The sequence below is a fragment of the Peptoniphilus lacydonensis genome (genome assembly GCF_900106515.1).
GTDB classification, from domain to species: domain Bacteria; phylum Bacillota; class Clostridia; order Tissierellales; family Peptoniphilaceae; genus Peptoniphilus_A; species Peptoniphilus_A lacydonensis.
This window is the reverse complement of sequence record NZ_FNWF01000003.1, coordinates 818878-832047: the sequence shown is the minus strand read 5'-3', so window position 1 is coordinate 832047 and position 13170 is coordinate 818878. Positions and strand designations below refer to the sequence as shown.

22 protein-coding genes are annotated in these 13170 nt (G+C 32.6%); all 22 read left to right on the top strand.

Features of this window, described 5'->3' with window-relative positions; all coding sequences use genetic code 11:
• Positions 1-7 precede the first annotated feature (7 nt).
• The 22 genes from BQ5450_RS05695 (at position 8) to BQ5450_RS09045 (ending at position 13169) form a co-directional block, all read left to right on the top strand.
• Positions 8-214 (top strand): hypothetical protein, encoded by a 207-nt coding sequence (locus tag BQ5450_RS05695; RefSeq protein ID WP_071126248.1) that lies wholly within the window; start codon positions 8-10, stop codon positions 212-214.
• Positions 204-908: an MBL fold metallo-hydrolase gene (locus BQ5450_RS05690; protein ID WP_071126247.1), complete on the top strand. Its 705-nt coding sequence runs from the start codon at positions 204-206 to the stop codon at positions 906-908. The genes BQ5450_RS05695 and BQ5450_RS05690 overlap by 11 nt, the downstream gene beginning before the upstream one ends.
• Before the next feature lie 12 nt (positions 909-920).
• Positions 921-1631 (top strand): DnaD domain protein, encoded by a 711-nt coding sequence (locus BQ5450_RS05685; RefSeq protein WP_071126246.1) that lies wholly within the window; start codon positions 921-923, stop codon positions 1629-1631.
• Entirely contained in the window at positions 1597-2397 is an 801-nt protein-coding gene (locus BQ5450_RS05680) for an ATP-binding protein (RefSeq protein WP_071126245.1), read from the top strand. The genes BQ5450_RS05685 and BQ5450_RS05680 overlap by 35 nt, the downstream gene beginning before the upstream one ends.
• A complete protein-coding gene (locus BQ5450_RS05675; protein ID WP_083379734.1) occupies positions 2387-2737 on the top strand; it encodes a VRR-NUC domain-containing protein in 351 nt (116 codons plus the stop codon). Before BQ5450_RS05680 ends, BQ5450_RS05675 begins: the two co-directional genes overlap by 11 nt.
• A 4-nt stretch (positions 2738-2741) precedes the next feature.
• On the top strand, positions 2742-3107 hold the full coding sequence (locus BQ5450_RS05670; RefSeq protein WP_019108116.1) for a hypothetical protein: 366 nt from the start codon (positions 2742-2744) through the stop codon (positions 3105-3107).
• Positions 3082-3522 carry a DUF1492 domain-containing protein gene (locus tag BQ5450_RS05665; protein WP_071126244.1) on the top strand — a complete coding sequence of 147 codons (441 nt, stop codon included), beginning with the start codon at positions 3082-3084 and terminating at the stop codon, positions 3520-3522. Before BQ5450_RS05670 ends, BQ5450_RS05665 begins: the two co-directional genes overlap by 26 nt.
• Positions 3523-3676: 154 nt before the next feature.
• Entirely contained in the window at positions 3677-3964 is a 288-nt protein-coding gene (locus BQ5450_RS05660) for an HNH endonuclease (RefSeq protein WP_019108114.1), read from the top strand.
• 125 nt (positions 3965-4089) lie between these two features.
• Positions 4090-5364, top strand: a complete 1275-nt coding sequence (locus BQ5450_RS05655; RefSeq protein WP_071126243.1) for a DNA modification methylase — start codon at positions 4090-4092, stop codon at positions 5362-5364.
• A 22-nt stretch (positions 5365-5386) separates the two neighbouring features.
• A complete protein-coding gene (locus BQ5450_RS05650; RefSeq protein WP_071126242.1) occupies positions 5387-5755 on the top strand; it encodes a P27 family phage terminase small subunit in 369 nt (122 codons plus the stop codon).
• Entirely contained in the window at positions 5752-7473 is a 1722-nt protein-coding gene (locus BQ5450_RS05645) for a terminase large subunit (protein ID WP_071126241.1), read from the top strand. The genes BQ5450_RS05650 and BQ5450_RS05645 overlap by 4 nt, the downstream gene beginning before the upstream one ends.
• Positions 7474-7484: 11 nt before the next feature.
• Positions 7485-8669 (top strand): phage portal protein, encoded by a 1185-nt coding sequence (locus BQ5450_RS05640; RefSeq protein ID WP_071126240.1) that lies wholly within the window; start codon positions 7485-7487, stop codon positions 8667-8669.
• Positions 8666-9253: an HK97 family phage prohead protease gene (locus tag BQ5450_RS05635; protein ID WP_071126239.1), complete on the top strand. Its 588-nt coding sequence runs from the start codon at positions 8666-8668 to the stop codon at positions 9251-9253. The genes BQ5450_RS05640 and BQ5450_RS05635 overlap by 4 nt, the downstream gene beginning before the upstream one ends.
• Entirely contained in the window at positions 9228-10601 is a 1374-nt protein-coding gene (locus tag BQ5450_RS05630; protein ID WP_071126238.1) for a phage major capsid protein, read from the top strand. The genes BQ5450_RS05635 and BQ5450_RS05630 overlap by 26 nt, the downstream gene beginning before the upstream one ends.
• A complete protein-coding gene (locus BQ5450_RS05625) occupies positions 10601-10810 on the top strand; it encodes a hypothetical protein (RefSeq protein ID WP_071126237.1) in 210 nt (69 codons plus the stop codon). The genes BQ5450_RS05630 and BQ5450_RS05625 overlap by 1 nt, the downstream gene beginning before the upstream one ends.
• Positions 10758-11030, top strand: a complete 273-nt coding sequence (locus BQ5450_RS05620; RefSeq protein ID WP_071126236.1) for a phage head-tail connector protein — start codon at positions 10758-10760, stop codon at positions 11028-11030. The genes BQ5450_RS05625 and BQ5450_RS05620 overlap by 53 nt, the downstream gene beginning before the upstream one ends.
• Positions 11017-11322: a phage head closure protein gene (locus BQ5450_RS05615; protein WP_071126235.1), complete on the top strand. Its 306-nt coding sequence runs from the start codon at positions 11017-11019 to the stop codon at positions 11320-11322. The genes BQ5450_RS05620 and BQ5450_RS05615 overlap by 14 nt, the downstream gene beginning before the upstream one ends.
• Positions 11312-11680, top strand: coding sequence for an HK97 gp10 family phage protein (locus BQ5450_RS05610; RefSeq protein ID WP_071126234.1), 369 nt, complete (start codon positions 11312-11314; stop codon positions 11678-11680). Before BQ5450_RS05615 ends, BQ5450_RS05610 begins: the two co-directional genes overlap by 11 nt.
• Positions 11664-11975, top strand: coding sequence for a hypothetical protein (locus tag BQ5450_RS05605; RefSeq protein ID WP_083379732.1), 312 nt, complete (start codon positions 11664-11666; stop codon positions 11973-11975). Before BQ5450_RS05610 ends, BQ5450_RS05605 begins: the two co-directional genes overlap by 17 nt.
• A 2-nt stretch (positions 11976-11977) precedes the next feature.
• Positions 11978-12553, top strand: a complete 576-nt coding sequence (locus BQ5450_RS05600) for a major tail protein (RefSeq protein ID WP_071126233.1) — start codon at positions 11978-11980, stop codon at positions 12551-12553.
• Positions 12553-12987 (top strand): hypothetical protein, encoded by a 435-nt coding sequence (locus tag BQ5450_RS05595; RefSeq protein ID WP_071126232.1) that lies wholly within the window; start codon positions 12553-12555, stop codon positions 12985-12987. The genes BQ5450_RS05600 and BQ5450_RS05595 overlap by 1 nt, the downstream gene beginning before the upstream one ends.
• A gap of 14 nt (positions 12988-13001) precedes the next feature.
• A complete protein-coding gene (locus tag BQ5450_RS09045) occupies positions 13002-13169 on the top strand; it encodes a hypothetical protein (protein WP_159052469.1) in 168 nt (55 codons plus the stop codon).
• Position 13170: the final 1 nt, after the last annotated feature.

Genomic DNA, 13170 nt, shown 5'->3' with positions numbered 1-13170 from the left:
GTGAAGAATGATAGTAAGTGGAGCATTAGGAATTTTATCCAATCCAGATATGGTTTATTGTGAAGAAACATCCGATGGAAAATATAAAATAGTTGCTGAAAATGAAAATTATACAGTCATACTATATGAAAATGTATCTAAGGCAAGTGTAGAAAACATTATGCGTAGGATTACTTTTCAAATAGAATGTCAGGTTTTTAAAGATGAATATTGAAGTAATAGCAAGCGGAAGCAAAGGCAACTGCTACAAAATTAATAATGAGGATACCGCACTTTTATTAGAGTGTGGTATCCCATATATCAAGATTCAGGAAAAGCTAAATTTTAGATTATCAGATATAGATGCTTGCTTTATAAGTCATGAGCATAAGGATCACTCAAGAGATTATAAAAAGCTATTAGACTTTGGAACAAGAATTTATATGACACAGGGCACAAAAGATGTATTAGATCCTGAAGATTATAGGATTGATATTTTACAAAAAGAAGATGAAGAACATTATAGCTATGTAAAAATTGGAAGCTTTTTAATTAAACCATTTGGGGCTATCCATGATGCAAGTGAGCCAGTGGGATTTTTAATAACTGATATAAATACTGGCGAGAGCTTAACCTTTATAACAGATACTAAATATTGCAAATACAGATTTAGCGTTGATTATATGCTTTTGGAAGTAAACTATACAGCTAGACAAATTAATAATAATTTATCCCTTAATCCCAAGCTAAGGAAGAGAATAAAAGAAACACACATGAGTCTTGAAACTGCTATTGATTTTATTTTAAAAAGCGATTTAAAAAGGCTAAAAATGATTTATTTAATTCATCTTTCAGAAAGTAACTCTGAAGAAAACTACATCAAGGAATCAATACAAAAACTAACAGGTGTGCCGGTATATGTATGTTAGGCAGGTGATGGCATGTCAAGGCGACAAGGCTGGATAACACTATATAGAGAACTAATAAAAAAACCAATATGGCTAAACTCAACTCCAGAACAAAAGACTATTTTAATAACGCTTTTGCTAATGGCTAACCATGAAGAGAATGAATGGGAATGGAAAGGACAAAAATTTACAGTTAAGCCTGGTCAAATGATTACTAGTTTAAATTCTATAGTGGATAAATGCGGAAAAGGAATAACAACGCAGAATGTTAGAACCGCATTAAAAAGGTTTGAAAAGTTAGGTTTTCTAACAAATGAATCAACAAAGCAAAACCGACTTATAACCATTGTAAATTGGAGAAAATACCAAAGTGTAGAAAGCAGACCTAACAAAGACTCTAACAATCAGCTAACAAACGACCAACAAAGACCTAACAATCAGCTAACAACTAACAACAATGATAACAATGAAAACAATGATAACAACAACTACTATGTTAGAAATTCAGAAGATAAATTATATTTAAAGACCTTTGCAGAATGTGGTGGTAATTGTAGTAAATATAATTTTTATAAATTAAGAGACTTAGAAAAGGAATATGGAGAAGAACAACTAATAAAAGCAATAGAGACATCTGCAGATAACAACAAGGTAACTACAGCTTATATAAAAGGAATATTAAATAATTGGAATAAGAAGGAGGTAGTAGATGGATACGAAGACCTCAACATCATTAAGCTCTGAAAGAAAAGAAATTGTATTTTCCTTTGGTGGGAAAACATTCAAAGTAAATGCAATGAGCGAAGCGGAACAAGCAGAATATGAAAGAGCGAAGGCAAAAGAAAAAGCTGAAGAAAAGAAACGCAGCTTAGAAAGATTGAAAGTAAATTCTTTGATTGATGAAAGGTTTAAAACATGTAACTTTGAAAACTTTATAATCACCAATGAGAATAAAAAACTATTTAAATTTGCCAGATACTATGTAGATAATTTTCAGGAAATGAAAGCTAATAATTGTGGGTTGTTATTCTTTGGAAGACCAGGAAGTGGTAAATCATATTTAAGCTTTTGTATAGCTAACGCACTCCTAGAAAAATATATTTCAGTAATTGCAATAACAAGCAATGGACTTCTACAGAAAATAAGAGAGCTATCCACATTTGGAAGCACCGAACTTAATAACTTATATAGAAATTTAAACCAGGTATCACTTTTAATATTAGATGACTTAGGAGCGGAAGCATCCACAGAATACAACAAGGCTAAGCTATATGAGGTTATAGATGCAAGATATAGGGCAAAGAAGCCAATTATAATTACAACTAATTTGAATCCTAACAGCTTCAAGAAGAAGATCACTTCCGAAGATGGAGTAGCAAGAACTTTTGATAGGATAGCCGAGATGTGCGAAATGGTGGAAATGGATTATCCATCTTTCAGGCAGAAGAAGAAAGAAATCAAATCAAAGACTTTTGAGAGGATACTGGAGGATTTAAGACATGGGAATTAAAAGCGGATATGATTTAACAGGGAAGCCAATCCCGGAGGAAACTATTCAGGATCAGATAAGGGCTGCACTAAGTTATTATTGCCATGTATATAGGGCTAATGTAGGAGTATTTAAGCAAGGTAACAGATTTGTTTCTACAGGACTTCCTAAAGGATTTCCAGATTTATTTGGATTCAGGCATGAGGATGGCAAGATGTTTTTCATAGAAGTCAAGAATGTAAAAGGGCGACTAAGTAAAGAACAAATTGAGTTTGGAAAAGAGTTAGAAAGATACAACATACTTTATGGAGTAGCAAGGAATGTAGAAGATGCATTTAAAATAATAGGAATTGAGGTGTAAAGAGATGGAAGATTTAAAAAACAATTACTTAGAACTACACACAAATATAAAAGAATACTGCGATAAAAAGGATTTAGAATTTGATTGGAAGAATTCAAGCTTCCCTATAATTGCTAGAATTTATTACAAGCAAGATGAAGATGACCAGGTAACAATGAGTGATGATTTCACTGATAATAAACCACTTGGGAAAGTTCAATTTATCTTTGGCCAGGATCTAATTATAAAGATAGATGATGACTTTGAAATTGCAGAAGAAGTTTTAAATAAGCTGAAGAATAATATCAAGAAGTTACATTATTTATTTTTGCAGGTTTATTTTGAATCTAAAGAAGGCGGTCCTTATGAATTGGGAAAAAGAAGTAATTAGTAGGTTAAAGAATTACAACTACAGAAAAGAAGCAATTACTAATTTAAAATCAAGGATTGGATATATTGAATCTAACCTTACAAGCGTAAAGACAGTTTCTATTGACAAGGATCCAATTAAGGGCGGAGGAAGTAAACAAGAAGATATATTAATTAATAATATAGTCGAGAAGGATTTGTTATTGAGGAATCTAAAGTATTGCCAAAGGGAAGTTGAAGAACTTGATAAAGCCTTTGAGATATTAACTAATACAGAATACGAGGTAATACAGAAACTATACTTAGTAAGCCACAGGATTAATCTGAAGGATATATGCAATGAGATGGGATATAGTAAATCAAACATTTATAATATCAGCCATGCAGCTACAAAGAAGCTTGCATTATATCTTTATGGTAAGTTAATGACAGAATAAAAGAGTGGAAAAAGACTGGACTATTTTTGACAAAATCTATGGTATAGTATTAGCAGAGATACTAAAGAGAAATTCACTTTTACTCCTTTTAATAATTTATATAACTTACTACAAGAGGCTCCCAATTAGGGAGTCTTTTGTATTGGGGGAATACATGAATAACTACAATAGAAAGACATGGGAATTAAAAGCAAAGGTAATTAAAAAGCGTGATGGATTCATGTGCCAAGAGTGCCGAAGGTATGGCAAAAATAAAGATGCAGAATGTGTTCATCACATTTACCCGGCGGATGAGTATCCAGAATTATTTTATAATAACAATAACTTAATAAGTCTTTGTAATGCTTGCCATAATAAAATGCATGATAGATGCACACAGGAGATAACATCTATAGGTAAGAGATGGCAAGAAAAAATAAAATATAAAATTTTTAAAAAATAAAAAATTAAAATTTAAAAAAATTGAAGGAAGCCCCCTCTAAAATTAAAAGAATTAAAGCTTTTGGGAGAACGGGGGGTGGGAACCTTATCCAACTCTATGAAGTTTTTTGAAAGGGGGGATAGAAAATGAAGAAGATAAAAAGAGATCAAGTAATAAAAAATATTGATGAAATAATTCCATACATAAATAACCCAAGAGACAACGAACCTGCAGTAGATGCAGTAGCAAGTTCAATTAAAAACTTTGGATTCAATCAGCCAATAGCAATTGATTCTAAGAATGAAATAATAGCAGGTCATACGAGGTATAAAGCAGCTAAAAAGTTAGATTTAAAAGAAGTTCCTTGCGTAATCATAGATGACTTAACAGATGAAGAAGTAAGAGCTTATAGATTAGCCGACAATAAGGTTGCAGAAAAAGCTACTTGGAACAAAGAACTATTAGCAGAAGAACTTGCAGGGCTAGGGAACCTGGACATGACACTATTTGGATTTGATGAATCAGATTTCAAAGATGATTTTCAGGAAGATGACTTTAATATTGAAGAAGAGCTAAGGAAAATTGATGAACCAACAAGCAAATTAGGAGATATTTTTGAGCTAGGTGACCATATTTTAATGTGTGGAGATAGCACTAAGCTAGAAGATATTAATAAAATAGCAAGGCCAGGAGAAATTGACCTAGTCATTACAGATCCACCTTATAATGTAGAGTATGAAGGCAAAAAGAAAAAAAGAGAGAAAATAAAGAACGACAGCATGGAAGAAGACGAGTTTTCAAAGTTCTTAAAAGAAGTTTTTACCAATATTAAAGAATTATTGAAGCCAGGCGGAGCATTTTATGTTTGGCATGCAGATAGAAGCAGATATATTTTTTCTAAAGCTTTAAGGGATGCTGGACTTGAAGAAAGGCAAAACTTAGTTTGGGTAAAAAACAATATAACTTTTGGAAGGTCTGATTATCATTGGAAGCATGAGCCTTGTTTATATGGGTGGAAGGAAGGGGCAGCACATTATTTTATAGCAGATTTTACAAACACTTCAGTTTATGATGATGTGCCCAATTTAGCGAGAATGAATAAGAATGAGCTAAAAGAGTATGCCAAAAAATTGTTAGAAATCATTGAAGATGGAACAACAATAATGAGAGAGGATAAGCCTTTAGCAAGCCCTTTACATCCAACTATGAAGCCAATTACTTTAATAGCAAAACAAATAAAAAATTCAAGCAAAAAGGGAGAACTTGTCCTAGATCTATTTGGTGGAAGTGGCACAACACTTATTGCAGCGGAACAAACTGGAAGAAAATCAAGAATTATTGAATTGGATCCAATGTATGTGGATGTAATAATTGCCAGATGGGAAAAATTTACAGGTCAAAAAGCTAGAAAGATAAATTAGGATTATAAGAGGAGGTGATGAAGTGGAAAAAAAGAAGGATGAAAAAGCCTATAAGAGAGACATAAACCGAATGATGAAACAAGTAGGAACTTACAACAAGAGTTTTGAAATAACTATAAATACATTTGCCAAATTATTATACGATTATCAAGAAACCTTAACTATGTTTGAGAAAACAGGTGGGAATGTAGTAATTTCACACACTAATAAAAATGGTTCAACAAATATAGTTAAAAATCCACTTTATCAATCCATAGAAAAGATGAGAGCTGACATAATAACTTATGCAAGAGAACTAGGCTTAACACCAGCAGGTCTAAAAAAATTAAATCAAGAATTGCAGGAAGAAAAAGAATCGCCACTAGATAGCATATTAGAAAAACTACAATGACAGAAAATCAAAAAATAGTAAATGACTATGTAGAAAGTATTTTGAGTGGCGAAAAAATCGCCTGCAAGGAATTAAAGCAGACCTGCCAAAGATACAAAGATGATTTACAGAATCCTAAATATGAATTAAAAGTCAAAGATCCCGAATTTATTATAAAAGTAATTGAAAATATATTTAAGCATGTAGAAGGTGAAAGACTAGACGGAACACCACTTTATGGTGAGCCTTTTCTATTGGAGCCATGGCAAAAGTTTATAATCTATAATTTGGTTGGATTTTACCATAAAGGAACTAAGCTCAGAAAATACAAGGAAGCATTTATAATGATTCCCAGAAAAAATGGTAAAACTAGATTTGCCGGAGCTTTGGCATTTGCTTTAGCACTACTTGAAAGGAAATCAGCAGCAAGGGTTTTTATGGTGGGTTCAATTTTAAAAGAAGCTTTGCAGTCTTTTAATTTTATAGTTGCAAATATCAATATGATGGGAGAAAAAGACAACTTCCATATAATTGACAACAACAACGCTCACACCATAGACAGGAAGTTTAAAGATGGGTCCATGTATTTTGAAGCTTTAGTAGATAGAGACTCACTTATTGGGAATATTTTTATACTAGATGAATTGCATGAGTACAAGAACTCTTTGAAGTATGACAGGATGAAGAAAGCAAGCAGGTCATACTCAAACAAATTAATAATAGGAATTACCACAGGCGGGCATAACATGAATAGCTTTTGTTATAACCGCTTTTTATATTGCAAAAAAATTATAAATAAAAACACAGAAACTAATAAATACGAGTTGGAAGATGACCAATATTTTGTATTTATTTCAAAGGCGGACCAAAAGGAAGATGGCAGTGTAGATTTTACAGATCCAAAAATCCATGAGATGGCAAGTCCAAACTATGGAATAACCATAAGACCGCAAGATATAATGACAGATGCCATGCAGGCATTAAATGATCCGCAAACAAGAAAAGAATTCTTAGCAAAAGATTTGAATGTTTACACTTCAAGCACAAAGACATATTTCAATTTAGATACATTCAGGTCTTCAGATGCCAAATACAATTGGACTTATAAAGAGCTTGTAAAACTACCGATTGAATGGTTTGGTGGAGCCGACTTATCAAAGATGCATGACTTAACTGCAGCAGCCCTTTATGGGAACTATAAGGGAGTGGATATAATAATTACTCACGCATTTTTCCCAGTAACAAGGGCACACTTAAAGGCTGAAGAAGACAACATACCATTATTTGGTTGGCTTGATGATGGATATTTAACCATGACTAATGGAGATATTACAAATCATGCAGATATAGTTAAATGGTTTATGCAGATGCGAAACAAAGGATTTAGAATCAAGCAAATAGGATTTGACAGGAAATTTGGTGAAGAATTTTATCTAATGATGAAAAAAGAAAGATTTAACATAGTTGATGAGCCACAACTTTTTATTAATAAGTCTAAGGGCTTTAGACGAATTGAACAAAAGGCAATAGGCGGTAAATTATATTATTTACATTCAAGTGCTTATGAATACTGCGTAGAAAATGTTCACGGAGTAGAGAAAACAGATGACATGATCCAATATGAAAAGGTCATGCCAAATTTAAGGATAGATTTATTTGATGCAAGTGTTTTTGCAGCATGTAGATTAATTGGAAATTTAGAAAAATCAGGATTAGCAAGAAAATGGCTAGAAAATTAGAGGTGATCAATATGAGCAAAAAAAAGAAAGAAAAAAGAAAAACTAGGGCTGAACCATTAACACCAACTCAAGCATGGTTCATTTCAGATGGAGATGGTGGCAGTCTTTGTGCTAAAGGATATACAAAGCTAATTGACAATCCGGAAGTAAGGATAGCCATTGAAAGAATAGCTGACCTAATATCATCAATGACAATTTATTTGATGCGAAACAGCGAACAGGGTGACATCAGGATTAAAAATGATTTATCTAAGAAATTAGATATACATCCATACAAGTATATGACAAGGCAGTTATGGGTATCCTGGATAGTCCGTGAGCTTTTAATAAATGGCAATGCTATTGTATATCCAAAAATAACTGATGGAATAATCGAAGACCTAATACCAATAACAGATTCCAAAACAAAAATCTTCTCGGCATTCCAAGATGGATATTATATAACCATCAACAATAAAAAATTTAATTATGACGAGATACTCCATTTCAGATTGAATCCAGATTTAAACGAACCATGGAAGGGCGAGTCATACAAAGTTACATTAAAAGAAGTTGTTCAAAACTTAAAGCAAGCGGCAAAAACAACAAACGAATTTATGGCCAATAAAATCTTACCTTCATTAATTGTAAAAGTAGATGCATTGACAGATGAGGTTGCAAGCGAAGAAGGAAGAAAAAATGTATATGATAAGTTTGTAAGTGCCAGTAGAGCAGGGGAACCTTGGATAGTTCCAACAGATTTAATTGATGTAGTCCAAGTAAAGCCATTAACGCTCAATGACATAGCCATAAAAGACACAATTGAAATTGATAAAAAGACAGTAGCAGGAATTTTAGGGATCCCTGCTTTTTTATTGGGAATTGGAACATACAACCAACAAGAATATAACAATTTCATTAAGACAAGAATAATGGTAATTGCAAAAGCTATTGAGCAGGAACTAACAACTAAACTTTTATATAGTCCGGACCTTTATTTTAAATTCAATGTAAAGAGCTTATACTCTTACAACTTAACAGAAATTTACCAAGTTTACAGTAATTTATACAGGTCAGGAATTGTAACAGGAAATGAAGTAAGAGAAATGTTTGATATGAGTCCTAAAGATGGGCTAGATGAATTAGTTATTTTAGAAAACTTTATACCGCAAGATAAAATAGGAGATCAAAAAAAGCTTGGAGGTGAAGAAGAATGATAAAAAGATTTAAAACTTTAGATAGCAAGATTGAAATTAGAGAAGAAACAAATCAAGAAGAATATATTATTGCAGGTTATTTTGCAGTATTTAATCAAGAAACTGAGCTTTATCCAGGAATATTTGAAAGCATTGATAGGGGAGCATTTAAAAATTCCATTAATGGAGATATAAGGGCTCTAATCAATCATGATACAAGCTTAGTATTAGCAAGAACTACATCAAACACATTAACTCTTAAAGAAGATGTCAAAGGACTTTATGGAGAAATAAAAATCAATCCCTATGATACTGATGCATTAAATATTTATGAAAGAGTTAAGAGGGGAGATGTATCACAGTGCTCTTTTGGATTCACAATAAACCAAGAAGAAGCTGATTATAGAGAAGATGGTTCAGCCCACTTTATTTTAAAGGATCTAAATTTATATGAAGTTTCAGTTTGTACTTTCCCTGCATATGAAGGCACGGAAGTGGAAGCAAGGCAAAAACAAATTGAAGACCATAACAAGAGAAGTTTATCCCTATGGAAAGAAAGAATGAAAGGCAGGTTAAAGAATGTTAAGGAAAATACTACTAAATAAGAAAAAAAGAGAACTAGAAGCACAGCTTGAAGAAAACAGAAAGAGCTTTGAAGAACTTGAAACTAGAGAAAAAGAAATCGCAGAAGCTATTGAAGAAGTTGAAAACGAAGAAGAAGAAAAAGCCGTTGAAGAAGAAGTTGAAAAATACGAAAAAGACAAATCAGCTTTAAACGAAGAAAAAGAAGAGCTAGAAAGCAAAATCAAAGATATTGATGATGAGCTTGAAGAACTAGAAAAGAAAGAAGAAGCGGTAGACGCACCTGAAGAAAGGAAGGAAGAAATAACAATGAATAAAAGAGAAATGTTTGGAAATCTAACAAGAGAAAAGACAACTGCAATTGTAGAAAGAGAAGAAGTAAAAGATTTCTTAACAAGAGTAAGAGAACTTAAAGGACAAAATAGAGCAGTTACAGGAGCAGAGCTTCTAATTCCATCAACATTAATTGGAATTTTAAGAGAAAACATCCATAATTATTCAAAGCTTTTAAATATGGTTTGGACTAGACCAATTAAAGGACAAGCAAGGGTTTCAGTTGCAGGAACAATTCCAGAAGCAGTATGGACAGAAGCCTGTGCAACATTAAATGAACTAGACTTTGGGTTTAATGTAATTGAGCTAGAAGGCTATAAAGTAGGCGGCTACATTCCAATTTGCAATGCTACACTTGAAGATGCATCAGATATTGACCTATACAATGAAATTATGTATATGTTAGCCCAAGCTATTGGTCTTGCATTAGATAAAGCCATTCTATATGGTACAGGCAAGAAAATGCCATTAGGAATTGTAACTAGACTTGCACAAAAAGCAAAACCAGAAAACTATCCAGCAAAGGCTAGAGAATGGAAGGACCTTTCAACAACTAACATTCTACAAGTTGAGGGTAAAACACCAACTGAACTTTATGGAGATCTAATTGTTAAAGCATCAGCAGCAGATTCAAAATATTCAACAGGAAGAAAATTCTGGGCTATGAATGATAAGACTTATGCAATGCTACAATCTAAGATTTTAGCTTTTAATGCAGCAGGAGCTCTAGTATCAGGAGTAAATAACGCATTGCCAATTATTAATGGAGAAGTAGCAACTTTACCATTTATTCCAGATGGGGATATTATAGGCGGCTATTCAGATCTATATGTTTTAGCAGAAAGAGCAGGAATTACACTTGCAGCATCTGAACATGTAAGATTTATTGAAGATGACACAGTATTTAAAGGCACTGCAAGATATGACGGAACACCAGCAATAGCAGAAGGCTTTGTAGTATTAAATATTGATGGTAAAGCACCAACAACTACAATTGAATTTGCAGAAGACAAAGCTAATAAGGTGGCTACAGCATAATGAAAGTAAAAGTATTAAAAGAATTTCATGACAAGAAAGAAAACATCACTAGAAAACCTGGTGATGTTTTTACTTGTTCAAAAGAAAGATATGAAGAAATTGAGAAAACATTAAAGCTTTACTGCGTACAATGCCAATGGATTGAGGTGGTAGAAGATGGATCAAGTATTAAAGCTAGTAAAAAATCAGCTAGGGATAACGATAAATAACAGAGATGATTACATCTTAGCCATAATAAAAGGCACACTAAAAGAATTGGAGAAGATTCAGGGAATAAAATTAAATGTAGAGAATCCAGATCATTTACTTTTTATAGTAGACCTCGTAGCTTGGAGATATGAATCCAAAGGCGAAGATAAGGCTATGCCAGAAAGGCTCTATTGGAGATTGAGGAATCTAATGGTAGGTGGCAAAGATGGACACGTTTAAAGATGCAGTTACTTTGATAAAAGAAGATATTAAAGGAATTGATGAATTTGGGAATCCAATCATAGAAACATCAGAAAGAGAAATCTTATGCAATAGGCTAGATGTTTATTCACAAGAATTTTATCAAGCAGCCAACATTGGTCTTAAACCACAGGCAAAGATAAGTATTCATGCCATGGAGTATGACGGAGAAGAAAAAGCAATCTACAAAGGCATAGAATATTACATTTTAAGAACTTACCTAAAAGGTAATTTATTAGAGATTGTTCTAGGTGATAAAATTGTCGACTAAAGTATCAGCTGATGAGTTGGAATCAGCAATAGGAGATTATCTAACAGAGTACACTCAAGATGTTAAAGATAAAGTAAAAAAGCTTACAGAAGAAGTATCTGAAGAAGCTATTGAGGAATTAAAAAGTACAAGCCCTAAAAAAAGTGGTAAGTATGCAAGAGCATGGAAAGGTAAAAAAGAAGGGAATAAAATTATTATTCATAATACCAAGGGTCAGCTTACTCACTTATTGGAGCGTGGCCATGCACTATGGCAAGGTGGAAGAACTAGGGCATTTCCTCATATAAAACCAGTTGAACAGAAAACCATAAAAAAATATGAAGAGGGGGTAAAGAAAGCAATTGAGGAATCCTCTTGATATACTAAAAAAATTAAATATGCCAATTGCATATTTTAAGTTTAATAAAAGAGTCAAACCTCCATTTTTAATTTATAGAGGAGATGGCTCTTCTAATTTTACAGCAGATAACACAGTCTACAATTCAAGCTATAACTACAGCTTAGAATTTTATTTCAAAGATAAAAACGAACGCAAAGAAAGAGAAATAGAAGAATTACTAAATGAAAATGAAATAATTTGGGATAAGTCTGAAGATGTTTATATTCCAAGTGAAAATATTTTTGTAATTTACTATTACTTAGGAGGTAAATAATAATGGCAAAAAATAAAGTTAAGTTTGGTCTAAAAAATGTATATGTATGGCCAATTACAGAAGCGACATCAGAAAAAGTAACTTATGGAGAAGTAATAAGAGTTCCAGGAGCTGTTTCATTATCACTAGAAGCATCAGGTGATAGCAATCCATTTTACGCAGATGACATGATCTATTGGAATCAATATTCTAACAATGGATATGAAGGTGAATTAGAAATTGCATTGATCCCAGAAGAATTTGAAGTCCAAATACTCGGATATTTGAAAGATAAAAACGGAGCTGTAGTTGAATCAAATTCAAGCAAAGCAAAGAATTATGCAATGGCTTTTGAATTTGATGGAGATGTTACACAAACAAGACATTTATTTTATAACTGCTCTTCTTCAAGACCAAATATCGAAGGTGCAACTACAGAAGATAAAACAGAACCTCAAACAGATACTATTAACATTACAACAGCACCTGCAGCTGATACAGGATATGTAAAAGCAAGATTAGAAAAAGGACAAACAGGATATGATACATTCTTCACAACTCCTTACAAGGTAACACCAGAAACAGGGGCTGAAGCATAATGATTAAAACAATAAATATTGATGGCAAAGAAGTAAAGTTTTCAACTAATGCTTATTTTGCCAATATTTTTAAAAATCAATTTGGATACGATATTTTAACTGTAATAATGCCATTAGTTTCAGAAGCTTTAAAAGGGCTAGATGATTTATATACTAAGGCAAATCAAGAAGCAATAGTGCCATCAACTATTGGAGAAGTATTAGAAAATATTTACAGCCTAGAAATGGTAGATGTAAATAATTTTATTTGGTCTCTTGCCAAGATGGCAGATCCAGAAATTGATGAGCCAATAAAATGGTATAGCCAGTTCAACGAATTTCCAGTAATTGATATTTTAAAAGAATTATGGGAAATAATTTTACCTTCTCTAATTAGTAAAAAAAAATTAGAGGACATAGTAAAGATCCCGAAGACGGAAAAGGAAAACCAGTAGACTTTTCAGAATTGATGGCAGGAGCCCTTACAAGAGGGCTAAACTTATCAGATTTTAAAAGCATGACAATAGGAGATGTGGTAGATTACTGCATCTCCTATAATAATGCCCATTATATTGAAGAAGATGAAGACAAAGACAAGGTAAGAAAGGCCAGCCAAAAAGATTTTGATAGTTTTTAAG